Below are 23,758 nucleotides of genomic sequence, written 5' to 3' on the forward strand. Positions count from 1 at the left end.
CACGATGACGGTACTGAGCCCCGCAGCACGGGTCCGGTCGGCCACGTTCTCGCCCACGGGGCCCGCGCCGATGACGACGACGTCGTAGGTGCGGGGGGAGTCATTCATAGCTCTTCCTGTGTCTCTCTCGCGTATCGCGGGCTTGGGTCCTGAGGGAGGGTGCGCGTGGTCGTCCAGGCCGGCCTCCCCTCGGTCCGCAGTGCTCCGCGGTTCCGGCCGGCGTGGGCCGGAGCCGCCCGCCCCGACCGGGGGCTACGGCTTCACCGGATGACGGCGGTTCGATGGGACGACGGGTGTCCGGTCACCGGCCGGGAAGGCGGGTCGTCACTTCCTGGAGCACCCAGCCATTGCCGTCCGGGTCGCTGAATGCAGCGAACGAGCCGTAGCTGGCGCGTTCGGGATGCGGGCCGCTGACGCGTGCCGTGTCTCCGGCGTGATGGAACACACCACCTGCGTCGTGGAACACCTCTCCCACGTCGGCGCCGCGGTCGATGAGTTCGGCCCGGGCCGCCTCGATGTCGCCGACGATGAGATGCAGACCCTGAACCGAGCCCGGCGCGGCAGTGGTCACTCCGTCGCCGAAGAGGATCGAGCACAGTGATCCTGGGGGCGTCAGGTGCACGACGCGGAAGCCCCCGTCGGCGGAGGAGTAGTCGACATCGAGTCGGAAGCCCAGGCCTTCGTAGTACTGCATGGCGCGATCGACATCGGAGACGGGCAGTACGAGAACTTCGAGCTTCAGGTCCATCGTTGTCATCACGCTCCGTGAAATCCGTCCGTGAGTCACCTGTTTGATGGGTGACGTTACATGATGTGCCCGAGGGACGCCACCGGTTGAGGTGGTGACGCACGTGATCGTTCGGGGGTCGTGTCTCCCTTGTGGCCGCTGGGGCGATACAGGTCGTCGCCATGCGGGGGAAGGCACCTCCCCTTCGGTGACTGCGGGTTGAGGATGCCGGCGGCCGGCCGAGGAACCTTCGCGGGTACCGGCACCGGGCCGGCCCCCATCACGTGTTCGGAGGGGACTCCAGCGGCGCGTCAACGCGGATGGGACCGGCCAGGGAGGGAACCCGTCCCGTGTGGCGCCGGCGCGCTTCGTACGTCGCCGTCGATGGCCGGCGCAACAGTGAAGTCGGTGCACCCGGCGCCGGCTACGGATTGCCCCGATGTGCTGATCGCATCGGACTCACCTGCCTGTCACTCGTCAATGAAGATGTCGGCTTGTCGGCTGCCTGGCGAGCGAGGGCGAACTGATACGCCGTTGAGCCTGGGGCCCAAGCGGCGCACGGACGGTTTCTGCGCGGCTGATGCGCCGATGAGCCCTCACGAAAGTGCGGCATCGTCACGATAGACAGCAACCCCGCCGTGAGCTGCCGAGGCGCGCGAGCGCGGCGCGCGTCTTTGCCCACCCCGGACGTGGGCTCCGCAAGGGCGCCGACGCTGACGCGCTCGGCCACGCTGCCGGCCGCACGGCGACTGCGGCACTGGAACAATGGACCGATGCTCGCCATGACCGTTCCGGTGTGGACTCGATGACCACGCCACAGCTGCTGTCCGACGAAGAGCTGGAACGCTCCGCCGTGGTCGCCAACAACTCGATGAACCGTGAGCGAGGCCTGACCGGCGTCAACAGCTACGCCCGCGAACTCGGGTTCGATCCGGTCGCCCACCTCTCGGCCCGGTCCGCTTCACCATCCTGGCTCGATCTGTGCAGCGGCGAGGGCCGTGCCCTGCGCGAGGCGGCCGGCAGGCTGCCGGCCTCCGCGGTACTGACCGGGATCGATCTGGTGGGCCCGCCGGCACCGGCACAGGCGACGCCCGGGGTTGAACTCGTCACTGCTTCGGTCGCCGGCTGGGCAGCACCGCGGGCCTATGACCTGATCACCTGTGTGCACGGACTCCACTACGTCGGCGACCGGCTCGGCCTGCTCGCCCGCGCGGCTTCCTGGCTCACCCCCGAGGGCCTGCTGGTCGCCCACCTCGATCCCGGCTCGATCCGCTGGGCCGACGGCACATCGGCCGGCCGCGCCGTGCCGGCCGCGTTGCGTGCGGCGGGGTTCACGTACATCTCGCGCCACCATCGGCTGACACTCCGGGGGCCTCGGAGTGTCCAACTGCCCTTCCTGTACCTCGGCGCAGATCCCCATGCCGGCCCCAACTACACCGGACAGCCTGCCGTGGCGTCGTTCTACCGACGACTCGGCTCGCGTGACACATGACCGCGCGGACGAAGGGGCCCATCGCCTCACGTCGGCCGAGCGGAGTTCGCCGTGCGAGGGCGGAGAGGCCGCGGACGGGGATTTCCGACTCTCACACGGCGAGCACTCCTGCGTGCAGCTCCGCCGGTGAAACGTTGCGTGCGGTGGGGGAGACGGGTTGAAGCCCTTCAGGATGAGGAAACCGCAAGGCTGAACTCCCGTGCGAACACGGGAAGTGCGGCGATCGAGCCCCATGCCGAGAGCTGGTCGTAGAACCCGAACATCACGGCGGTCGCCGACGCATAGATCAGCGGGCCCCCGACGAGCCCCAGCACCGTGATGAAGCGCGGCACGAGTCGTGACCGGTACATCAGGTAGGCCAGCAGCAGGCTGTTCGCTCCCAGGACGACGTTGGGTCCGAGCAGGAAGGTCCAGTCGTGGATGGCGACGAGCGACCGTGCGACGGTGACCAGTGAGGCCCCGTCCGTGCCCGCGGCTCCCGCCAGGTCCTGACGCAACGTCACGACCGACAGGACGCCGACGAGACCAACGGCGATGACAGCGACTTCCAGCAGGCGACCGCAGACGTAGCCGAGGGCGACGCCATGGCCCTGCCGCCTGACGACGGGATACAGCGTGACCGCTGTGCCGATGACGGCGGAGAGAAGGACGACCTCGAAGAAGCCGCCCAGCAGTACGCGGATGTCGGCGCCGGTGCCGAGGACGTAGTTCGCGTCGCTCAGGACGGGCCGGTGGAGCACCAGCCCGGCGATCGCGGCGATCTCCGTGATCAGGAAGAACACTCCTGCGGCCACCGCGGTCCGTCGCGTTGAGCCCATGTCGACGCCTTCCTTCATCGAACCCGAGGTGTACGGCGTACACCTCGTCCGGCTCCGAACGCTGGGTGTGCGATGTACACCTGGCAAGAGGAGAGATCCGGCGGCGAAGCTGCCGCAGCGAAGGGCTGATCCGATGACTCAGCAGACGGAGGCCGCGCGCCGCGCTTCTCTGAGCAGGGACCGGGTGCTGCGCGCCGCCGTCGCGTTCGCCGACGACGCCGGGATCGACGCCCTCAGCATGCGCAAGCTCGCACACGAGCTCGGCGTCGTACCGATGGCGCTGTACAAGCACGTCGCGAACAAGGAAGAGCTGCTGGACGGCATGATCGACGTCGTCGTCGGCGAGATCCATGCACCGGACGCGGCGCCGACTGGAAGGCGGCGGTCCGGCAGAGGATCCTCTTCGCGCGCCGAACGCTCCTGCTTCACCCCTGGGCCTCTCGCGTGATCGAGTCGCGCACCACGCCGACGCCGGCCGTGTTGGAGTACATGGATTCGATGATCGGGATGTTCCGGACCGGCGGCTTCTCCGTCGACCTCACGCATCACGTGATGCACGCCCTGGGCAGCCGAATGTTCGGGTTCGCCCAGGAGCTGTTCGATGACACCGCAAGCGTGGACCCGGGCGCACAGAGGGCCATGCTGCGCGAGATGTCAGGCAAGTGCCGTTCCTAAAGACTGAGCGTGAGTTGCACATGCTCAGCCGGACGCCCCGAACGGTTTTGGGTGTCCTGGTCCACCGCGTTCGCTCCGCGTTCGGCGCGCACGGATCGTGTCCGTGGTCCGGGTACGGGAGGGCGGTTTTCCTCGCGTCCTTGGGTGTCCGACGGGGCCTGGGCGGTCCGATGCCCGCCGGCATCGCTCTGGTGCCGGCGGGGCGGTGCCGTCCGTCGCCGGATCGGGTGTCCGAGGGCGCGTCGTCCGATCGCCACGGCGGCAGCCTGGTGGCGAGTGGTCTTGCGTGTGGTCGTGGTGAGTGGGGCTTGCCAGTGTTCGGCGCCCCACCTGCTGGTACAGGCGGGGTCGACGGCGATCACGCCGATGCCGCATTCGGCGCACATCGACAGCAGCCGGGCGCGGAGTTTGCCTGTGGGGATGCCGGAGATGAGCTGTCGCAACCGCTTCCTGCGGCCGTGTTTCTCTCGGGTCTTGGAGTCGGTGAAGTCCAGGTCTTCGATCGCGATGGCCTGCACGCCTGTGGTCTTGGCCCAGTGCAAGAGGCGGGTGAGGGCGTGCCGGAGGTGGGCGTCACGTCGGGTGGCCGGTCCGGACATGTCGTAGTCGAAGTGGCGGGGGGTGTGCCGACCGGGTTTCCGTGCTCGTCGAGCCGCCATGCGGCGAGGTGGTCGGCGTTCATGGCGTTCATGTCCACGCCGACCACGCCGTCGGCCCACGACGAGGGGTCGGTCGTCGGCCCGGGGTGCGACGACCAGTTCGAGTTCGAGTTCGCGCTCGATCTGCTCCTCGACGGATTCGAGAGTCTTCGGAGGCAGCGGTGGAGCTCCACCCACCATCGCGGTCGGTGAGCCACCGACGCCACGGACCAGCCTGACCGGCGGCATCCCGCCAGTGGTGGAGTCATCGTGACCGTGCCATGGGCTGCAGGGCCCGACGAGCACGTCCGCTCAGCTGTAACTCACGTTGCTGATGTCGATCGAGACCATCAGCTGGTCGAGCAGCGGCCGGCCGTCGTCGCCGCGGCGGTAGGCCCGGCGCTTCGACGGCATACGCAGCCCCTGGGCCTCGATGTAGTCGTACACGTACTGTGCCGCCGCGAACCCACCCGCCACATCGACGCGGTAGTCGTGGCGGCGCAGGAGGAAGTCGTCCCCGGTGTAGAAGTCCTGTTCGCGGGAGTGGCTGGCGATGTCCTTGGGGAAGGTGGCCCTCAGGCCGTGCCACGTTTCGCCGTTCTCGCTCAGCTCCCCGATCCTGGTGACGGTGACACCCGCCCTGGCGAGGAGGAACGGGGTAGTCAGGTATGTCCACAGCGCGTAGCCGTTGAAGTAGGCCCGGTGCAGGGAATCCCACGGGGTGGTCAGCTCGTGCCCGGCGAAGGAGGAGCGGGGGTCGGTCCGCTCGGCGATCACCGTGCCGTCCGTCTTCTCGATCGCCACGCGGTCGGGGGAGAAGGAGGAGCGCTGATCGGGCGCGCCGTACGGCTGCACGGACGCCCATTCCTCGTGGAGCCGGACGGTCATCTCGCGAGGCGCCGGATCCTGCGGCACGCCTTTGATCGCCCACAAGTCACCCCCGCTGACGATCGATGCGCGAACTTGCGAGAATTGCGCGTAGCGGTCTCTGCCCCCGTGCGCCTCAATGATCTTCGCCAGTAGCTGGTCCATAGCACCGCGTTCCGTTCGCCGGCCCGCGCGTCGCACGCCCCGGCGGGGAAGCCGCCTGCGAGCCTTGTGCCTGGTAGGGGTTGAGGAACAAGTCTTTCAGAGCGATGCCCGGTCCACAAAAGAAGGGCCCTGTGCACGCCCGCGACCGGACCGTCCTGGTCGCAGGTGGCAGGACGGTCGGCGTCGACGGGTGGTCGCGGAGGTCAGTCGTAGTGACGGCCGGTTCGCGACGACAGGTGGTCGGCGAGATTGCGCGGCACGATGCGGCTGAGCGCCACGACGGCTTTGTACCGCACCTTGGGGACACTGATCGCCTTGCCACGGCGGAAGTCGCGTAGGGCTGCCCGCACCAGATCGTCTGCGTCGAGCCACATGAACCCAGGGACGGAGGACTTGTCCAGGCCTGCCCGCTGGTGGAACTCCGTCGACATCCATCCGGGACACAGCGCCATGAGGCGTACGCCGGGGGCGCCGATCTCCTGACGAACGCTCTGTGTGAAGGTGACGGTCCACGCCTTCGTGGCGCTGTACGTGCCCCGGGCAAGAAAGGCCGCGACGGAGGCAACGTTGATCACACCTCTGCTCCGGCGTTCGATCATCCCCGGAAGCGCGGCGTAGGTCAGACGGAGCACGGTCTCACAGTGCAGACGGATCATGTTCACCTCGGTACTCACGGGAGCCCGGAGGAACTTGTCGGACTGCCCGAAGCCCGCATTGTTGATCAACAGGTCCAGGCCCTGCTCCAGCCGGAGCACGACAGCGGTGATCCCTTCCTCGGTGACCAGGTCGGCGACGAGGGTCTCCGTGTCGGTGCCGTGGGCCGTCCGCAGGGAATCGGCCATGGCCCTGAGCCGGTTTTCGTCCCTCGTCACCAGGACCAGACCGAAGCCCTGCGCGGCCAGCTGCCGGGCAAAGGCTGCACCGATACCGGCGGTGCCACCGGTGATGAGGGCGGTGGGCAAGAACGTTCCCGTCGCAAGTGGTTCAGCGGCTTCAGGGTACGGGTGATCTCGGCTCGCCACGAGAAACGGGTATGCGCCTACCTCGACTCGCCGGTCGCGCCCTGGACCGGTGACGACGGCAAGGACCGCTGGGTCGGGGAAGAGGTTGCCCGGCCGCGGGCGTCCGGGCCGGGGGGCGGGCTGGTGCTGGTGCTGGTGCTGGTGCTGGTGCTGTGGCGCGGACGCGGGGTCGCGGAGGGAGTCGGCGTGGGAGACGAGGGAGCCGGCCGGTCGGTGGCCGAGGGGGGCACGGAGGCCGGCGGCGCCGGTGGGCGCCCCGCAGGCTGTGCCCCCGGGGCCGGCAGAAGGTGCAGTGGTACGGCGACGACGGCCGCCACCGCCACGGAGACCCCGGCCCCGGCGGCCGCCCGCAGCAGCCGGCGCCGCGCCGCGGCACGCCGGATCTCGCGGAACCGGCCGGGCGGCGGCCCGAGGAGTACGGTGCCGGGCTGCAGCAGCGCGTCCAGGGTCGCGTCGCGATCCTCGTCCGGGCCCTCAATGGGTGTGATCAAGGCTCCTCCTCAGTCCGGCTCGCAGCATTTCCCTGGCCGCGTGGAGATCGGCCTTCACGGTTCCTTCCTTCCGCCCCGTCAGCGCCGCCACCTCCCGGACCGGCATGTCGGCGTAGTAGTACAGCAGGATGGGCACCCTCAGCCGCTCCGGCAGCGACTGCACGAGCATCCGCACGGACGGGTCGCTCTGCCCGTCACGCCCCTCGCCCTGGCCACCGACGAGCACCTCCGCGGTGGCGCGGCGCATGGCCCGGCGTTCACGCTCCAGCTTCCGCCAGTGGTCGCGCACGATGTTGGCGGCCGTGACGTAGAGGAAGCCGCGCGGCTCGTCCACACTCGTCCAGCGGGCCCACAGCCGGGTGAAGGCCTCCGAGGCGATCTCGTGGGCCGTCTCGTCGTCGTCGACCAGCCGTCGGCACCAGCCGGCGAGGCGTGGATAGAGGGCGGCGAACAGCTCGGACGCCGCATCGTCCCGGGACCGTTTCAACACTCTCCACCATCGTCGTCGGTCATCATTCCGGAAGCGCCCCACGGGACGACCGGCCGGTGGGTGCAGGGCCCACCGGCCGGCCGTGACCTGCTAGGGGCGGCTCGCGGAGGTCAGGGAGGCGTACACCACGACGTTGTCGCGGTAGCCGCTCCCGTCGGCGGTGCGAGGCCCGCCGCAGGTGATCAGACGCAGCTCCGGCCGGTCCACGTCCCCGTACACGGCCTGAGCCGGGAAGTGCGCCTTCGTGACCGTCTGCACGCGGTCCACCGTGAACACCGCCGACGCGCCGTCCCGCAGCCGGGCCACGACCCGGTCGCCCGGGCGCAGCCGCGCCAGGTCCCGGAACACACCGTCGCCGTAGCGGCCGACGGTGGCGTGGGCCAGGAGCACCGAGGGACCGAGCTGACCGGGTGTGGGGGAGTGGCGGTACCAGCCGGCCGGCGATTCCGGCGCCACCGGAGGGACTTCCACCGTGCCGTCCGGGGCAAGCCCGAGCCGCATGACGGGAGTGTCGACCCCGATGGCGGGAATCCGCAGCCCGACGGGGACCGACCGGCCGAGCGGGCGTGGCGGCGTCCCCTGCGGCCTGGCCGCGACGGGCGGCGATGCGGCGAGGGGCGGCGATGCGGCGAGGGAGCCGTCGCCGGATCCCCCCGTGCATCCGCCGGCCCAGGGAAGCGCGGCCAGGACCGTCAGGACCACGGCCCTCCTGGCACCCGGGGTCATCCGGCCGTCGTGCGCCTGCGCCGCGCCGCCACGACCGTGCCGCCGGCCAGCAACACCAGCCCGCCCGCGGCCGCTCCCACCACTGTGCCGTCCGGACCGTCCGCGACCGCCGGGGTCTGCACCCCGGTGTCGGGCGCCCCCTCGGGCACCGTGCGCACCTGGCGCGGGCTTGGGGCCGAGGTCTGCGCCGGGGTCGGGGCCGACGTCGGGGCCGAGCTCTGGGCCGGGGTCGGGGCGGGGGCGGCGCTGGGACCCCGGCTGGGCGTCGCGCTGCTCGCCGCCGGGCCGGTGCGCGCCGTGGTGGGCTGCGCGCTCGGCCCGTCGGCGAGCGCGGGCGCCGCTCCCGCCAGCACGGCGGCGCACGCGACGGCCGCGGCCGTGAGAACACTCCTGCGCATGTATCGCTCTCCTTCGTCACTCCGTCCGTGCCCCGGTGGGGTGCGGACGGGTTCTGGCAACTGATCGGTCGGAGAGACGAGGCAGCGTCGGACGGAGTTGTAAAGAGAAGGCAAAGCCGTGTCGCGGAACGTCCAGCGGCGACCCGGATCCACACCGACCCTGCCGTGACATGCGCGCCTGGCTACGCGCCGGCCACCGCAGCCCGATCCATGTCACCAGCACCGCTCCAAGGGCACCTGACTCCGCAACAAGCCCATGCGGAAGGGGACTCCGCCTGCGGCTTCTGGTCGCGAACGATTCTGACCAACAGCCGCAGCCGCAGCCGCAGCCGCAGCCGCAGCCGCAGCCGCAGCCGCAGCCGCAGCCGCAGCCGCAGCGGAGGCGGCAGGGCGGTACGAGCTGGACACGCTGCCTGCCGCTCTCCCGAGGGGGAGCGCCGCAGCATACGGCTCGCGCCACCTCCGCCGACAGCAGCACGGGGCAGCCAGGTCGTCAGGACCACTGCCGTGCGCCGTCCGCGTCCGCCGGTTCCACCGGTTCGGCCGTGTCCAGGTCGTGGGCGAGCTCGCTGCGCCAGTCGGCGCTCAGTCGACGATGGAGGATCGTCGCCGCGGCGACCGGTGCGGGCAGTCGGAGAAAACGGCGCAGGGCGTCCGCGGCGTCGGCCCGGAGCTGCCAGGCCGTGTGGTCGTCCTGCGTGGTGGGCAACTCGGGCGCGCCGGGAGCGCGGCGCCATTGCGGTTCCAGGGCCTGCCGGGCGGCGAAGGCCTCGGCAGCGATCTCGCGTATCCGCACGTCCAGGGGGCCGTCCTCGGCGAGGGACACGATCTCGCCGCGGTCGATGGCTCCCAGGGCGTGTGACACCTCCGGGAAGGTGTCGAGGCCCGTCTCCCCGGCGAGCCTGCGCAGTTGAGCCGCGAGCGCTGCGCGGAGCCGGGCCGGGGGCGTCCGCTCGACCAGGGCGGCCAGGTCGAATTCGCGTACGTGCGAGATGAACCGGCGTGACCATTCGGGGATGTCGGCCAGGAGCGGCAGGGCCAGTCCGCTGGAGAGCGGCTCGCCGAGCGCGGCCTCGAGGTTGAAGGCGATCCCGAAGCCGGCCCGCAGGCCGGCGAGCAGCTCGGTGTAGGCGGCGGTCGACCCGGGCCAGGCGTCGACACCCAGGTGCTGCACCTCCGTGCCGTCGGGGAGCCGGATGTAGTCCTCCCGTGCGGAGGTGACGAGCCGGTCGAGGGCGGCCTCGGCGTGCGGGGCACCGTCCTCGTACACGGTGACACGGACCTCGGGCCCCCGCTTGGTCAGGGCCACGGCCCGTGTGCCCCGGGAGAGCCTGCGCAGGACCTCGGGACGGATCAGCTGCTGGGGGCCCGCGCTCTGCATGACGTATCCCCAGGTGCCGGTGCGGCCGGCACGTATCAGCGGCCGGTACGCCGCCCAGGTGCTGTGTGCCGATTCCTTGGACCGCTCATGGGTGCGCTCGCGGACGGTCTCCTGCAGCACCACCCCCGCACGCACAAGGAGTTCGTCAGGGTCGACGCCTGCGGCGAAGACCAGGTCGGGTTGTTCGGGTATGGGTGTGCCGGCCGGCCGGAAGCCGAGCGTCATGTACGCACCGGTCCTCGGCGGCTCCGGCACCCGAGGCAGGGGCTCGGGGTCCGGGTGCGGCTCCGGTGCACCAGCGGCAAGTGTGAGGAGCGAGTACGGCTGCGGGGTGACGGTCTTGGTGTCGTCGTCCCAGATCAACGCACCGTCGACGGCCAGCGGTACCCGGCTTCCCACGGGCAGCCGTCGTTCCAGCGCGTCGGCGAAGCAGGACAGCGTCGCACGCAGGGAGTGCCACTCGGTGAACGAGGGGGCGTCCTCGTTGAAGTAGTCTCCGATCCGGCCGTAGTTGCTGCCCTTGCGGCAGGTGATGAACAGGCCGTCCTGCGCGTCCCAGCCGATACCGCGGGTGATCAGCAGCCACTCGTCACGCCAGTACGCGTCGAGCTCGTCCGCCTCGCTCTCGTCGTCCTCGTCGTCCTCGTCGTCTTCGTCGTCGTAGGGGTCGTCCGCATCCCCGCCGACGGAGCGCAGGAACAGCGTGTGGTCCACGATGTCGGCCACACCGCCGAAGGGCCCGTTCAGGGCGAACACCGGAGCGGCATCGTCTTCCTCGACTCCGTCGTGGCAGCGCAGTGACGCCACCAGGTCCGGCGGGAAGGTCACGCCGAGCCGCTGTTCGGCGGCCGCTATCGCCGACGGCGACGCAGGCGGCCGCAGCAGCGCACGGCTGCGCGGCGCGTGCTCGGCGAGCCAGACATCGATGCGCGCCCAGGATGCTTCCACCGTGGGCAGCGACGGGTTCGGGTCGGCAGCAGGGGAGATCATGCGAGCACCATAGGAGCAACCACCGACAGCGGTGGAAGTGGTGCCGGACGGTTCGGCATCGCTGTCGCCACGCACAGGGTCAGGCGTTCCGGCAGCGGTTGATACGAGGAGCAGTGCCGGCTCCGGCCGGCTGCCTCGTGGGCCGATGGAGCGGGAGCGATGCCGTTTCGATTCCGTCCGTACGCGGGCGTTGTCGTCGGCTACTGCGGGAGTCGGTCGGTCGTGCGGTGCTCCTTGAGGCCTTGGTAGTGGTCCGCACGCGCCTGGAACGCTTCCTTCGGTTCCCAAGGTGTGCCGGGGTAGGCGCGGGCGGAGACCGGAATGCCGTGGGCCTCGTCGAGGAGCTTGACGATGCCGTAGGAGGCCATGTCCAGGTCCGGCCCGCTGTGCGGGCGGTGGGGTGTGCTCCAGCCGGCGAAGCTGAAAATCGTGGACCTGCTGTTCCTGCCGCTGGTCACGCACCGGCGGGCAAAGGACACCTGAACTCCGGCGCGAGGGAAATTCCGTGGAACGTCCCAGCCCCTCCATGCCAAGGTCAGCAGTACGAAGGGGCGTAGCTCAGCCCGGCCAGAGCAGCGGACTCCAAACCCGTACGCCGCAGGTTCGAATCCTGCCGCCCCTGCCACACTCCCCTCGCGGTCGTCTGCTCCTGAGCGAAGGTCGAGACAGCCGTGGGCGTTCGGGGCTGAACCGGCGTGATCGGACGAAACGCCGCTCGGCGTACTCGTCGAACGAGGAGAAGTTCCCTCGGCCGGGGATGTCGGCGGCGCATTCCTTGTTCAGTTCGTGCAACGCGCGTCGGTGTCCCGGCGCGTCGCACACGGAGGCACGAATGAGGGGCGGCCGTGGTCGGCCGCCCCTCATTCAGTCCTGTGTGCCTTACGGCTTGGGCGTGGCGTGCGGGGTGCACGTCACATCGTGGCTGTCCAGCTCGCCGCTGAGCAGGTAGGAATCCACCCGCTCGTTGATGCACGGGTTGACCAGGCCGGTCACACCGTGAGAGCCGGCGTCCTTCTCGATGATCAGACGCGAGCCCTTGAGCCGCTTGTGCAGCTCGACGGCCCCTTCGAAGGGAGTGGCGGCGTCACGCGTGGCCTGCACGATGAGCACCGGCGGCAGACCCTTGCCGGTCCGCACCTGCACAGGGGTGTGCTGCTTCGAGGACCAGGTGGCACAGGGCAGGTTCATCCAGGCATTGGCCCAGGTCATGAACGGGTGGTCCTGGTGCAGCCGGGTGTTGTCGCGGTCCCACCTCTGCCAGCTGGTGGGCCACTTGGCGTCGGCGCACTCGACGGCCGTGTAGACGGCGTTGCCGTTCTCCGCGGAGATGTTGCCGGCGGTGTCGGACGGATCGGGCGCCGCGGCGTCGACGAGTGCCTGGGTGTCACCGGCGAGGTACTTGCTCCAGGTCTGGGCGACGGGCACCCAGGCGGAGTCGTAGTACGGGGCGCTCTGGAAGAAACCGATGAGTTCGGCCGGGCCGACGACCCCGCCGAGCGGGTTCTTCTTCGCGGTGGCCCGCAGTTCGACCCACTGCTGCTCGACCTTCTCCGGGGTGTCGCCGATGTGGAAGGTGGCGTCGTTCTTGGCGACCCACGCCTTCCAGTCGTCCCAGCGCATCTGGAACGCGACGTCCTGATCCAGGTTCGCCTGGTACCAGATCTTCTCTCGCGACGGGTTGACCACGCTGTCGACGACCATCCGCCGGACATGGCCGGGGAAGAGGGTCGCGTAGACCGCGCCGAGGTAGGTGCCGTAGGAGACGCCCAGGAAGTTGAGCTTCTTCTCACCGAGGGCGGCCCGGATGACGTCCAGGTCGCGCGCGGTGTTCGGCGTGGTCATGTGCGGCAGCATCCAACCGCTGCGCTCGGCGCACCCGTCCGCGTACTCGGCGGCGAGCTTGCGCTGCGCGCGCTTGTCGGCCTCGCTGTCGGGCACCGGGTCGGGCTTCGGTGCCTTGACGAACTCCTGCGGGTCGACGCAGGAGATGGGAGTGGAGTGGCCGACGCCTCGGGGATCGAAGCCCACGAAGTCGTACGCCTTCGAGGTCTTGACCCACAGCGGGCTCTTGTTGGTGACCCGGGCCGGGAAACGCAGTCCGGAGCCGCCGGGGCCGCCCGGGTTGTAGATCAGGGCGCCCTGACGCTCGTCCTTCGTCCCGGTGTTGCCGATACGGTCCACGGCGATCGTGATCTGCTTGCCGTTCGGTCGTGCGTAGTCGAGCGGAACGCTCACGAAACCGCACTGGATGGGCTTGGCGAGCCCCCAGTCCTCCGGGCAGTCCGCCCAGGCGATGCCCTTCTTGGCCGCGCGCTCCGCGGCGACCTGCACGCCGCGAGCTTCGGACCATCCGTGGCTGCGGCTTTCGGCATTGGCCGCCGGAGCCGCCATCGCACCCGCTATGAGGGTGCTCGCCACCAGAGTGCCGGCCGAGCCGAGCACTGCTGTGCGTCTCACGTAGAACCTCCCCCTGCTGTTGTGGAGTTGTACCGGGGGATCCTTTCGTGGGCGGGGGAGCGCGGGACAGGCCGTAGTGGTGTTCTTTACCGAACCAATAACCGGTGCGGCAAGTCCCGCTCAGCGGTGCAATTCCGCGAATGCGTGGTCGAGTTGCGTGCTCACGGGCAAGCGAGTGCTCGGTGGCGATGTGCGTACCGCCTTGGCTCGGTGTCGCGGGCCGGGCCCTTGCCGGGCGTCTGTGCGCAGGCCGCGCCACGGGCGCATGCGTGACGACCGCATCCGTGCACGACCGAATCGGGGCCGGCGGTGCCGGCCTCAGCCGGTGGCGGCACAGTCCCGTTCGGCCTCGGTCCGACAGGTGCGGGCAGTGGTCCTGTGGTGGTGTGGCGGTCCCGCGGTGCTGTGGCCCGGGCAGCAGCCACAGCCCGTAACGGGAACCTGCACGCGATCACTGCGTGGACGGCGATCGTGGCCGTCCTTACTGCGGGGTGCGGGGCATGAATTTCGCGCACGGGCCGGAGCTGCGCCGGACCTGTGGCTCGCCGGTCGTCGATGTCATCGCCGTCGCTTCTTCATGAGCCACCCGGGGCTTCCGCCGCAGCGGACGGCACTGGCCGCCCCAGACGTTCCTTTATCTGGGACAAACGGATGAAAGGAGCACAATTAAGTGGGAAAGGTACCGTGACACAGCTCTGCCTGGAGGGTGATCAGATGCCAGGGAGTCGGTCTCGTTCGCGCTATGCCCCGGATCGGGGACTCACCACCCGCATGGTGACGACGATGTTCCTGATCGGGCTGCTCTATGTGGTCTTCGTCGGCGTCCTGCTGGCCGTCCTCCGGAGTTCATGGCCCATCATCCTGGTGATCGCGGGCGGCCTGTTCATCGCGCAGTTCTGGTTCAGCGACCGGATCGCGGCCTACAGCATGGGTGCCCGCGAGGTCACCCCGGAACAGGCGCCCGAGCTGCACGGTGCCGTGGACCGTATCTGCGCCCTCGCCGATGTGCCCAAGCCCCGCGTGGCGATCGCCGACAGTGATGTGCCGAACGCCTTCGCCACCGGCCGCAGCCAGAAGACCGCCCTCGTCTGCGCCACCACCGGCCTGCTCCGTCGCCTGGAGCCGGAGGAGCTGGAAGGCGTCCTCGCGCACGAGCTGTCGCACGTCGCCCACCGCGACGTCGCGGTGATGACCATCGCCTCGTTCCTCGGTGTCCTCGCGGGCGTGATGACCCGTGTCTGGCTCTACAGCGGACTCGGCCGGAGCAGCCGCGACAGCAACACCGCCATCGCGATGCTGGTGATCCCGCTGGTCAGCGCGGTCGTCTATGTGATCAGCACCCTGCTGACCCTGCTGCTCTCGCGCTACCGCGAGCTGTCCGCCGACCGCGCCGCCGCACTGCTGACCGGCCGCCCGTCGGCGCTCGCCTCCGCGCTCACCAAGGTGACCGGGCAGATGGCCAGGATCCCGACGCAGGACCTGCGGAGGGCGGAGCCGTTCAACGCCTTCTGGTTCGCGCCCGCGTTCTCCTCCAAGGGAAGCTTGAGCAGGCTGCTCTCCTCGCATCCGACGCTGGAGCAGCGCCTGGACCAGCTGGGCAGGATGTCGACACAGCTCGGCCGCGCGTGACGGTCCACGCCCCCACGACGACGCACAGAGGTTCTTCCCGTGGGACTCCTCGACACCATCCTCGGCCGAAGCAAGCCGGTACGTCCCGACCTCGACCAGCTCTTCGGCCTGCCGGCCGCCGCGATCACCCTCCAGGCGGGCGCAGGCTTCATGCCGACCGGCATCGGCTCGGTCTGTTTCGCCAGTGTCGAGGGCGGCGCCTTCGCCAGGATCCAGGAGGACATCCGGGAACTGCTCGATGCCGATACCGGTCGGGGCGGCGTACCTGTCGAGTTCAGCCAGGACGCGTACGGCTACACGTGGCTTCTCGCCCGCCATTCCGCCGACGACACAGTCTCACTGGTCAACGATCTGCACGCCGTCAACACCCTCCTCCAGGAGGCCGGCTTCGGCCCGCAGCTGCTCTGCTCCCTGATCGGTTTCAGCGACGCCGCGGGGGAGCGCGCGCTCGCACTGGTCTACCTCTACAAGCGCGGCACCTTCTACCCCTTCGCACCGCTTCCCGGAACGGGCGAGAAGCGTGACAACACCCTGGAACTCCAGGTCAAGGCGCTGCTCGCGGACGACCTACGGATGGAGAAAGACCTGGGCCGCTGGTTCCCGGTGTGGGGCGCGCCTGGGCTCGGCGGGTCGAACCGGTGACCCCGCGGTTGGGCGACCGCGGCGTCCACTGGGAGCCGGGACGGGTTCCCCCGCCCCCGCGGGTGCGGTCGTCATGCGCCTCGCCGGTCACTCGCCTCGCCGGATGTTGTCCGCTGCCGCCTCGTCGATGGCCCGCCGTCGCCGTTCGGCATCCAGTTCCCGCAACGCGTCATTGACGGCGGCGAGCACCGCAGCCACCGCGTCGTCGGACACGCCGGCGGAGGCTCCCGTCGGCTCGTCGCGGATTCCGACGGCTGCCGCCAGGGCGGCGAGGACGGGCTCATCCGATGTCCAGCGGCTTGCCGCCGAGACGTGAGCGGGAGCATCGGCCGGCACGGTCCGACTGGTCTGGAAGGGCATCCAGCCGCTGCGCCGTGACCGAGTGAGCTGCCCCTCCGCCTCGAGGGCGGCGAGATAGGCCTCGGGCAGGCCCCGGCCTCGTCGCCACAGCCAGTCGCCGACCGGTTCGAACGGCGCTTGTCGGACAAGCGACGACGCGGCCTCGTCCAGCAGACGATCACCTGGTGGCGGCCGGTCGCCCGGCACAATGTGATCGCCGTCCAGTGTGATCGCCTGGGCGCCCAGAAGGTCGATCAACTCGGCTCCCGCGAGCGCAAGCGACAGGTCGCCCGGCTCCGGGGAGTGACTGACGTCCGCGTCCATGGCAACGATCAACAGGTCCCGCGGTGTGGTCATGAAGGGCTCCACGTCAGGGGCATCAGCGACCAGCCTGCCCCGGCACCTGTCGGTCGCGGAGATCACGCCGGTCAGTGAGGGACAGGGCATTTCCAGGGATGAGCCTGCTTTCCCACCACACTGAAAGTGTCACACGCTGCGCGGGTCCTCGCCGTGCCGCGGCCGTGCCAGGCGATGTGTCCGCATGCGGGCAGCCTGGCGTCGCCGGCCAACTGTGACCCTCTCCCCTTCTCTCTCCGGTTCTCCCGGGTTCCACGTGTTCCCGGTGCGCGGTCGATGCCTGTGTGGGTGTCGGAGGCTCGGGGGACCGAGGCGGCCGTGTCAGCCCTCCGCCGGCCGGTACACGGTCAGCGCCTCGTCGAGCTTGTCGATCACGAGAGCCGAGGGCGCCGGCCGCGTCTCGCCGTCGTAGGCCATCTGCGTGCCCTCGGGCAGTTCCGACACGACCAGTCGCCGTGGCCGCGCCGCCGCGTACAGCAGCTTCCTCGCCGCGCCCCCGGCCAGAGCCGTCGCCAGCAACCGGGGGCGGGCCAAGTGCCCTCCGTGCGCGATGCGGACGTCGAGCAGTCCGTCGGCGAGGTCGTGACGCCGCGCGGGGGCCACGCCGAAGCTGCGGTACGCGCCGTTGCCCGCGAACAGCAGCCAGATCGAGCGGCGTCTGCCGTTCACCCGGGCACGTACGGGGCGCGTCGTGCGCAGCACCTGGAACAGGGCGACCAGCGCCGAGAGCGGACCGCCGATCCGTGGCGACCACCGCTCACGGATCCGGACGAGCTCCGGGTAGACCCCGATGCTGAAGGTGTTCAGGAAGTACGAAGGCTCCGCGGCCGGAGGCCCGAGAACGTGACGGTCGGGGAACCGTCCGCCGGCGTGGACCAGGGGTCTGATCCTCCCGACGTCGGCCCGCACCGCGCTGCCCGCCTCCACGGCCGCGCATGCGTCCGCGATGGTGTCGGCACCCAGGTCGGCGGCGAAGTGGTTGAACGTACCGCGGGGAGGACGGCGAGCGGGACGTCGAAGCGCAGGGCGGCGGCCGCTCCCGCGTTGACCGTGCCGTCGCCGCCGCACACTCCCAGGGCACCACCGGACCGGGCGGCGTTCCGGGCGGCTTCGGCGAGTACCTCCGTCAGGGGCCCCGAGTCCGGCTCGTAGATCACGACGTCGGCCTGCGGCAGCGCGGTCCTCAGCTGCTGGACGGGACCGACCAGTTGGGGCTGGGCTCCGGAGGAGGGATTGACCACCACGGTCAGACCCTTGCCCTCGGGCAGAGCCGGGGCGTCGGCCCGCGGTCGCGCCGGAGGCGGGAGCTGGGCGCGTGAGGGGACAAGGCCCCGCACCGCGAAGGCCGCCCCGACGCCGAGCGCCGCGCCGACCAGCACGTCACGGGGGCGGTGGTCGCCGCTGTGGACGCGGGAGAAGGCCACCGAGGCGGCCACCGGGGCCAGGACCGCACCCAGACCGCGGGCCTCCATCGCCACACCGGCGGCGAACGCGGCGGCCGATGCGGCGTGTCCGGAAGGGAAGGAGGTGGTGAGGGGGTGCTCGTGGAGCCGCCGTGCGGTCGGGCCGGTGTCCGGCGCGGGGCGCGCATGGCGCACCGCGCCCTTACCGATGGTGGTGACGGTCGCCGAGGCCAGCGCGAGCGAGACCGCCCCCCGCACCGCGGCCCGACGCCCCCGCGCTCCACCGAGTGCCCAGATCCCGGCGCCGATGGCGAACCACACCAGTCCGTGGCCGGTGCTTCGGCTCAGCAGGGGAAGGACACAGCCGGCCCCCGGCCGGCGCCGGGGTGCGACCAGGCCGGACGCGGCGTGATCCTTGGCACGGAAGAACTGCCTGACGCGTCGGACCCGGGATCGGTTCATGCTCTCTCCATACCCTTGCTCCCTCGTTCCATGGGGCACCGACGGCGCCGACGTGCGGACCGGTTCCGCAGCGCAGGCCCAGGTGCATCCGCTGCGGCCCCGCGAGCCGAATCCCCTGACGTGGGCCAGGGTGGGACGACGTGGAGCGGACGACATGGGGCAGGCGACATGGGGCAGGCGACATAGGCCAAGGGCGGGACGACGTATCCCCGGACAGGATCACAGGACGACTGGACGACAGGGCGACTGGAACCGGAGACATCCATGAAAGGCGAGGACACACGGCCCCTGCGCTGCCTGGTGACCGGAGCGACGGGTTACATCGGGGGGAGGCTGGTGCCGGAGCTGCTGGATGCCGGCCACCGGGTCCGGTGCATGGCCCGGTCGCCTGAGAAGCTGCGGGACCATCCCTGGGCGGGGCGCGCCGAGGTGGTACGCGGGGACGTGACCGACGCGGAATCGGTCGGCGTCGCCCTGCGCGATGTCGATGTCGCCTACTACCTGGTGCATGCGCTCCGTACCGGACCAGGCTTCGAGGAGACCGACCGGAAGGCCGCCCAGGACTTCACCGAACAGGCGCGTGCCGCCGGCGTGCGGCGCATCGTCTACCTGGGCGGGCTCACCCCGGTGGATGTGCCGGAGAGTGAGCTGTCGCCGCATCTGCGTTCCCGGGCGGAGGTCGGCCGGATCTTCCTCCGCTCGGACGTTCCCGCGACCGTGCTGCGCGCGGCGGTCGTCATCGGCTCCGGTTCGGCGTCGTTCGAGATGTTGCGCTACCTCACCGAGCGCCTGCCGGTCATGGTCACTCCGAGCTGGGTCGGCACCCGCATCCAGCCGATCGCCGTCCGGGACGTGCTGCGCTGTCTGGTGGGCAGTGCGCGGATGCCCGACGACGTGAACCGCGCCTTCGACATCGGCGGGCCCGACGTGATCACGTACGAGCAGATGATGCACCGGTACGCGGCCGTGGCCGGGCTGCCGCACCGCCTCATCCTGCGGGTCCCGATGCTCACGCCCCGTCTCTCCAGCCAGTGGATCGGCCTGGTCACTCCCGTACCCGCCGCGCTCGCCCGGCCGCTCGCGGAGTCGCTGCGCCACGAAGTCGTCTGCCGCGAGCACGACATCGCCCGGTACGTGCCCGATCCCCCCGGCACACCGATCGGCTTCGACGAGGCCCTCACCCTCGCGCTGCAGCGCGTACGCGACGCCCAGGTGACCACCCGGTGGTCCTCCGCCTCCCTGCCCGGCGCTCCGAGCGATCCGCTGCCCACGGACCCCGACTGGGCGGGCGGCAGCCTCTACACCGACCGGCGCGCGCTGGACGTCGACGCATCGCCGAAGGCCCTGTGGGAGGTCATCGAGGGGATCGGCGGCGACAACGGCTGGTACTCCTTCCCGCTCGCCTGGGCCGTACGCGGCTGGCTGGACCGGCTCGTCGGCGGTGTGGGCCTGCGCCGCGGCCGGCGGGACGCCGCACGGCTGCGGGTGGGTGACTCGCTCGACTTCTGGCGGGTGGAGGAGGTCGAACCGGGCCGGCTGCTGCGGCTGCGCGCCGAGATGCGCCTGCCGGGGCTCGCCTGGCTGGAGATGTACGCCGACGCGGCGGGGAACGGCCGGGCCCGCTACCGCCAGCGCGCGCTGTTCCACCCGCACGGTCTGCTCGGACACCTCTACTGGTGGAGCGTGTCGCCGTTCCACGCCGTCGTGTTCGGAGGCATGGCCCGCAACATCGCCCAGGCCGCGCGCACGGTGGATTCCTCCCCGCCGCGGGCGGACAGCGCCCATGACCCCCGTGCTGTCAGCGGCGCCGGTCCGGGCTGAAGCCGGGCTGAAGCCGCGCTCAGTCCGGATTCAATCTGGACTGGATCCAGACTGAATCCGGACGGCGCGCGGGCTGGCTGCTTACCGGCCGGGTCCTTGTCGGCGCTCGTGCAGCCGGCCACGGCACTTCACGGGAATCTGTCGACCACAGCACTGCAGCCACACCTCTCGGGAGCGGGTTCATGAATGCCGCGGTCGTCCTGTTCACCTCCGACCTGCGCCTGCACGACCATCCGCCGCTGCGCGCGGCGCTCGGCGCGTGCGACCAGGTCGTGCCCCTGTTCGTGCGGGACGACCGCATCACGGCCACCGGCTTTCCCGCCCCCAACCGGCAGGCCTTCCTCGCCGACTGCCTGACGGATCTCGACAAGGGGCTGCGCGACCGCGGCGGCCGCCTCGTCGTCCGCTGCGGCGACGCCGTCTCCGAGGTCTGTGCGGTCGCCCACGAGGCGGACGCCGACGAGGTGCACATGGCGGCCGGCGTCAGCGCATACGCCCTCGCCCGCGAGGAGCGGCTGCGCGCGGCCCTGGAGGAGGAAGGCCGCCGTCTCCACGTGCATGACACGGTCGTCACCGCGGTCGCTCCCGGTGTCATCACCCCGGCGGGCTCGGACCACTTCGCCGTGTTCACCCCGTACTTCCGCCGCTGGTCCCAGGAGGAGATCCGCGGCACCTTCGGCGCACCCCGCACGGTGCACGTTCCCGAGCGTGTCGGCTCGGAGCCGGTCCCGTCCCGCAAGGGCGTCGCAGGTGTCTCGGCGGGCCTCGCCGGCGGCGGGGAGAGCGAGGGGCGCAGGCGCCTCACGTCGTGGCTCCGGGACGGTGTCGCGCGCTACGACGACCGGCACGACGACCTCGCCGGTGACGCGACGTCGAGACTCTCCCCGCATCTGCACTTCGGCACGCTCTCGCCGGCGGAACTCGTCCACCGGGCGCGCGCGACGGGCGGCCCGGGCGCCGAGGCCTTCGTACGGCAGCTGTGCTGGCGCGACTTCCATCACCAGGTCCTGGCCGCACGGCCGGGCGCTGCCGTCGACGACTACCGCACCCGGAACGACCGTTGGCGCAGCGGCAGAGAGGCGGAGGAGGACCTCCAGGCGTGGAAGGACGGGCGCACCGGATATCCCGTCGTCGATGCCGCCATGCGTCAACTACGGCACGAAGGCTGGATGCACAACCGTGGCCGGATGCTGACCGCGAGCCTCCTCACCAAGACGCTGTACATCGACTGGCGCGCCGGCGCCCGCCACTTCCTGGACCTGCTCGTCGACGGTGACATCGCCAACAACCAGCTCAACTGGCAGTGGATGGCCGGAACCGGCACCGACACTCGGCCGAACCGGGTGCTCAACCCCGTTCGCCAGGCCAGGCAGTACGACCCGGACGGGGCCTACGTACGACGCTGGGTACCCGAGCTCGCGGGGCTCGAAGGGCCGGCCGTCCATGAGCCCTGGAAACTCCGCGGCTCGGACCGGGAGAGATACGACTATCCCGAGCCCGTCGTCGGACTCGCCGACGGGCTCGAGCGATTCAGGCGGGGCCGTGGCGCCGCCTGACCGGGCGGCGGCCTCGCTGACGCCCGGCTGTGAGGGGCGGGAAGCGACGGTCGTTGTGGCCCATGCCGTAGAAGTCGCGCGGTGTCGAGCAGGGTGATGCCGGCGTCGAGCGCGGCGTGGACGGTGGCGATGGACTCGGCCTCGTCGGCCGGTCCGTACAGGTCCGACATTCCCATGAGCCCGAGTCCGAGGGCGGAGACCACGGGGCCGTCGGTGCCGAGTGTGCGGGTGTTCACAGAGAGTGATCCCATCGATGGGTTGGCGTCGGCAGCGGAAACACGGCATCGGCGAATCTCAAACGGTGCTAACAGTCGTCGGGTAGCGTTGATCCATGAGCGCCGAAAAGATCTCCGAGAGAAGTGCCGACTCCCGCGAGCGGATCCTCGCCGCCGCCGCGGAGCTGCTGGCCGAGGGCGGCAGTGAGGCCGTCTCCACCCGTGCCGTGGCCCAGGCGGCCGGTGTCCAGGCGCCCACGCTCTACCGGCTCTTCGGCGACAAGAAGGGACTGCTGGACGCGGTCACGGCCTACGGGTTCGAGCGCTACCTGGCGGACAAGCAGGCGATGACAGGGACCGGGGACCCGGTGGAGGACGTGCGCCGCGGCTGGGACCTGCACATCGACTTCGGGCTGACCCGCCCGTCGTTCTACGTGCTGATGTACGGCGCCGTCCGCCCCGGCGAGCGTCCCGCCGCGATGGAGGAGACCTACGCGGTGCTCGTCGGCATGATGGAGCAGGTCGCCCGCGCGGGCCGCCTGCGGGTTCCCGTCCCCGCCGCCGCCCAGATGGTCCAGGCCGCCGGCGTCGGCGTCGCCCTCACTCTGATCGCCACACCGGCCGACGCACGGGACCTCGGCCTGTCGGCCCGTACGCGGGACACCGTTCTCGCAGCCGTCACCACCGACCCCGGGCCGGCGGACGACCAGGGCAGTCCGGCCTCGCGGGCCATCTCCCTCGCCGCCGTCCTGCCGGACCTCCCCGAGGTGCTCTCACCGGCCGAGACGTCACTGCTGCGCGAGTGGCTCGAGCGCCTCGCCTCCGGCGGGACGGACGGGCGGGCCCGCTGAGCGGCGCGCGGTACGCCGCGCGAACGACAACCGGCGGGACCGGCCGTGGCGCAGTCCGCCACGGCGCGCGTCAGAGTTCGTCGTCGCCCTCCAGGACGTTCCGACCACCTCGATGTCCCCGATCCTCGCCGGGTCGACCCGGCGAGGATCGTCCCCGAGAACCACGAGGTCCGCGCGCTTGCCGGGCGTGATGCTGCCCGCATCCGTATCCCAGTGGCAGGCGCGGGCCGCCTCGGTCGTGTACGCACGCAGCGCTTCCTCCACCGTGGCCGCCTCGGCGGGGCCGATGACCCGGCCGGACTGCGAGGTCCGTTCGACCATGTGTTCCATGGGTGAAGTGACGGAGTCCGCCGGCCAGTTGGAGGCATGGGCTGATGGTGTGCTGGCGGGTCGGTGCGCAAGACGCCCTCGACAGCACACTCTTCGCGGCCCTGGGGCGAAGTCCGAGTCTGCGCGAGGAGACGCTGGCCCGCATGGCCGACGCGGTACGCGCGGCGGCGTTCGGACTCGGCCCGACCGGTTGCGCCGCGGCCGCCGGAGTCCCGGAGCGGCTGTTGCTGAACTGGCAGGCGCATGACCCCTCGTTCGCCGCGGCCATGACGGCGGCGAACGTCAGCCAGGAGGCGATCACTCACCCTGCCATTGGTCGAGCACGCGTCGGAGCATCTTCCCGCTGGCAGGTGCGGGTGGGCGGGCCGGTGAAGCTGTGGGAGCGGATCGAGCGCGTCTTGGACGGCGACGACGCCGCCAGCGCCCCGGGCCCCGAGACCTTGAGCTCACGCTGGTCGTCCATGGCCTTCATGATGTCGACCCGGCCCTGGCCTGCTCAGGCGGCCGTGCCGAAACCAGCGTTGGACGGGTCCTGCTCGCGGAGCGGGGCGAAGTCCACGTCCAGCTTCGGGTCGTACGCCTCGGACTGGATCCGAACTCGTGCGTGGAGTACTTGCCGAACGCCTCGGCGTCGTGTCCGTGGGTCTGCGGGGGGCCTGCGGTCCTCGGGGCGTGGCCTGCCTGTGCCGGTGGGTGCGGCGTTCGGTGGCGCGGTGGGCGAGGTCGGCGGTGGGGCCGCCGTTGCGCGTCACCTCATGCGTGGTCGTCGAGGTCGGACGGTCGAGGCGTCGGGCGATCTCGGCGTAGGGGAGGCTG

General features: G+C 70.8%; 19 protein-coding genes, 1 tRNA gene and 7 pseudogenes. 9 read left to right on the forward strand and 18 right to left on the reverse strand.

All coding sequences use genetic code 11. The annotated features are described in order from the left end of the window. Positions 1–301 precede the first annotated feature (301 nt). Entirely contained in the window at positions 302–748 is a 447-nt protein-coding gene (locus tag ACWCP0_RS39905; protein WP_451083641.1) for a VOC family protein, read from the reverse strand. Positions 749–1,532: 784 nt separating this feature from the next. On the opposite strand from ACWCP0_RS39905, the gene ACWCP0_RS39910 reads away from it, so the two are divergent. After that, positions 1,533–2,219 (forward strand): class I SAM-dependent methyltransferase, encoded by a 687-nt coding sequence (locus tag ACWCP0_RS39910; protein ID WP_451083642.1) that lies wholly within the window; start codon positions 1,533–1,535, stop codon positions 2,217–2,219. 167 nt (positions 2,220–2,386) lie between these two features. Here the strand turns inward: ACWCP0_RS39910 and ACWCP0_RS39915 are convergent, their stop codons facing one another. Beyond that, the gene (locus tag ACWCP0_RS39915; protein ID WP_451083626.1) at positions 2,387–3,037 is read right to left on the reverse strand and encodes a DUF4386 domain-containing protein; all 651 of its coding nucleotides are present in this window, start codon (positions 3,035–3,037) and stop codon (positions 2,387–2,389) included. Between the two features lie 133 nt (positions 3,038–3,170). Between ACWCP0_RS39915 and ACWCP0_RS39920 the strand changes: the two are divergent. Then, positions 3,171–3,661: pseudogene (locus ACWCP0_RS39920) on the forward strand (TetR family transcriptional regulator); the annotation flags it as partial. A 79-nt stretch (positions 3,662–3,740) separates the two neighbouring features. On the opposite strand, the pseudogene ACWCP0_RS39925 reads toward ACWCP0_RS39920, so the two are convergent. After that, positions 3,741–4,427 (reverse strand): annotated as a pseudogene (locus ACWCP0_RS39925) (IS200/IS605 family accessory protein TnpB-related protein); the annotation flags it as partial. On the opposite strand from ACWCP0_RS39925, the pseudogene ACWCP0_RS39930 reads away from it, so the two are divergent. Continuing rightward, positions 4,426–4,563, forward strand: a pseudogene (locus ACWCP0_RS39930) (TetR/AcrR family transcriptional regulator); the annotation flags it as partial. The pseudogenes ACWCP0_RS39925 and ACWCP0_RS39930 sit on opposite strands and share 2 nt — an antisense overlap. Before the next feature lie 99 nt (positions 4,564–4,662). Here the strand turns inward: ACWCP0_RS39930 and ACWCP0_RS39935 are convergent. The 8 genes from ACWCP0_RS39935 to ACWCP0_RS39970 form a co-directional block, all read right to left on the reverse strand. Beyond that, positions 4,663–5,238: a hypothetical protein gene (locus ACWCP0_RS39935; RefSeq protein ID WP_451083627.1), complete on the reverse strand. Its 576-nt coding sequence runs from the start codon at positions 5,236–5,238 to the stop codon at positions 4,663–4,665. A gap of 347 nt (positions 5,239–5,585) precedes the next feature. Further along, positions 5,586–6,344: an SDR family NAD(P)-dependent oxidoreductase gene (locus ACWCP0_RS39940; RefSeq protein WP_451083628.1), complete on the reverse strand. Its 759-nt coding sequence runs from the start codon at positions 6,342–6,344 to the stop codon at positions 5,586–5,588. 77 nt (positions 6,345–6,421) lie between these two features. Then, positions 6,422–6,895, reverse strand: coding sequence for a hypothetical protein (locus tag ACWCP0_RS39945; protein WP_451083629.1), 474 nt, complete (start codon positions 6,893–6,895; stop codon positions 6,422–6,424). After that, complete coding sequence (locus tag ACWCP0_RS39950) at positions 6,879–7,382, reverse strand: RNA polymerase sigma factor (protein WP_451083643.1); 504 nt, start codon at positions 7,380–7,382, stop codon at positions 6,879–6,881. The genes ACWCP0_RS39945 and ACWCP0_RS39950 overlap by 17 nt, the downstream gene beginning before the upstream one ends. A 93-nt stretch (positions 7,383–7,475) precedes the next feature. Beyond that, entirely contained in the window at positions 7,476–8,111 is a 636-nt protein-coding gene (locus ACWCP0_RS39955; RefSeq protein WP_451083630.1) for a class F sortase, read from the reverse strand. Further along, positions 8,108–8,509 (reverse strand): sortase-dependent protein, encoded by a 402-nt coding sequence (locus tag ACWCP0_RS39960; RefSeq protein ID WP_451083631.1) that lies wholly within the window; start codon positions 8,507–8,509, stop codon positions 8,108–8,110. The genes ACWCP0_RS39955 and ACWCP0_RS39960 overlap by 4 nt, the downstream gene beginning before the upstream one ends. A gap of 493 nt (positions 8,510–9,002) precedes the next feature. Further along, positions 9,003–10,880 (reverse strand): SMI1/KNR4 family protein, encoded by a 1,878-nt coding sequence (locus ACWCP0_RS39965; RefSeq protein WP_451083632.1) that lies wholly within the window; start codon positions 10,878–10,880, stop codon positions 9,003–9,005. 200 nt (positions 10,881–11,080) lie between these two features. Next, the gene (locus tag ACWCP0_RS39970) at positions 11,081–11,248 is read right to left on the reverse strand and encodes a hypothetical protein (RefSeq protein ID WP_451083633.1); all 168 of its coding nucleotides are present in this window, start codon (positions 11,246–11,248) and stop codon (positions 11,081–11,083) included. A 179-nt stretch (positions 11,249–11,427) separates the two neighbouring features. Between ACWCP0_RS39970 and ACWCP0_RS39975 the strand changes: the two genes are divergently transcribed. Continuing rightward, positions 11,428–11,505 (forward strand) — tRNA-Trp (locus ACWCP0_RS39975). Between the two features lie 254 nt (positions 11,506–11,759). Here the strand turns inward: ACWCP0_RS39975 and ACWCP0_RS39980 are convergent. Continuing rightward, positions 11,760–13,337, reverse strand: coding sequence for an alpha/beta hydrolase (locus tag ACWCP0_RS39980; RefSeq protein ID WP_451083634.1), 1,578 nt, complete (start codon positions 13,335–13,337; stop codon positions 11,760–11,762). A gap of 714 nt (positions 13,338–14,051) precedes the next feature. Here ACWCP0_RS39980 and htpX point away from each other — a divergent pair. Then, positions 14,052–14,966: a zinc metalloprotease HtpX gene (gene htpX / locus ACWCP0_RS39985; protein ID WP_451083635.1), complete on the forward strand. Its 915-nt coding sequence runs from the start codon at positions 14,052–14,054 to the stop codon at positions 14,964–14,966. A gap of 39 nt (positions 14,967–15,005) precedes the next feature. Then, positions 15,006–15,608 carry a PspA-associated protein PspAB gene (gene pspAB, locus ACWCP0_RS39990; protein WP_451083636.1) on the forward strand — a complete coding sequence of 201 codons (603 nt, stop codon included), beginning with the start codon at positions 15,006–15,008 and terminating at the stop codon, positions 15,606–15,608. 87 nt (positions 15,609–15,695) lie between these two features. On the opposite strand, the gene ACWCP0_RS39995 is transcribed toward pspAB, so the two are convergent. Both ACWCP0_RS39995 and ACWCP0_RS40000 read right to left on the reverse strand, forming a co-directional pair. Beyond that, the gene (locus tag ACWCP0_RS39995) at positions 15,696–16,304 is read right to left on the reverse strand and encodes a GOLPH3/VPS74 family protein (RefSeq protein WP_451083644.1); all 609 of its coding nucleotides are present in this window, start codon (positions 16,302–16,304) and stop codon (positions 15,696–15,698) included. Positions 16,305–16,625: 321 nt separating this feature from the next. Beyond that, positions 16,626–18,169 (reverse strand): annotated as a pseudogene (locus tag ACWCP0_RS40000) (diacylglycerol kinase family protein). A gap of 264 nt (positions 18,170–18,433) precedes the next feature. Here ACWCP0_RS40000 and ACWCP0_RS40005 point away from each other — a divergent pair. Together ACWCP0_RS40005 and ACWCP0_RS40010 are read left to right on the forward strand one after the other, a co-directional pair. Next, a complete protein-coding gene (locus tag ACWCP0_RS40005) occupies positions 18,434–19,990 on the forward strand; it encodes an SDR family oxidoreductase (protein WP_451083637.1) in 1,557 nt (518 codons plus the stop codon). Between the two features lie 182 nt (positions 19,991–20,172). Further along, a complete protein-coding gene (locus tag ACWCP0_RS40010; protein WP_451083638.1) occupies positions 20,173–21,546 on the forward strand; it encodes a cryptochrome/photolyase family protein in 1,374 nt (457 codons plus the stop codon). 49 nt (positions 21,547–21,595) lie between these two features. Here the strand turns inward: ACWCP0_RS40010 and ACWCP0_RS40015 are convergent. Beyond that, positions 21,596–21,797: pseudogene (locus ACWCP0_RS40015) on the reverse strand (aldo/keto reductase); the annotation flags it as partial. A gap of 80 nt (positions 21,798–21,877) precedes the next feature. On the opposite strand from ACWCP0_RS40015, the gene ACWCP0_RS40020 reads away from it, so the two are divergent. Next, on the forward strand, positions 21,878–22,612 hold the full coding sequence (locus tag ACWCP0_RS40020; RefSeq protein ID WP_451083639.1) for a TetR/AcrR family transcriptional regulator: 735 nt from the start codon (positions 21,878–21,880) through the stop codon (positions 22,610–22,612). 96 nt (positions 22,613–22,708) lie between these two features. Here the strand turns inward: ACWCP0_RS40020 and ACWCP0_RS40025 are convergent. From ACWCP0_RS40025 to ACWCP0_RS40035, 3 genes and pseudogenes are all read right to left on the reverse strand, one after another. Beyond that, positions 22,709–22,942: pseudogene (locus ACWCP0_RS40025) on the reverse strand (amidohydrolase family protein); the annotation flags it as partial. A 301-nt stretch (positions 22,943–23,243) separates the two neighbouring features. Then, complete coding sequence (locus tag ACWCP0_RS40030; RefSeq protein WP_451083640.1) at positions 23,244–23,405, reverse strand: hypothetical protein; 162 nt, start codon at positions 23,403–23,405, stop codon at positions 23,244–23,246. Between the two features lie 146 nt (positions 23,406–23,551). Continuing rightward, positions 23,552–23,758: pseudogene (locus ACWCP0_RS40035) on the reverse strand (MarR family transcriptional regulator); the annotation flags it as partial.

It is taken from the genome of Streptomyces sp. NPDC001970 (assembly GCF_053594115.1).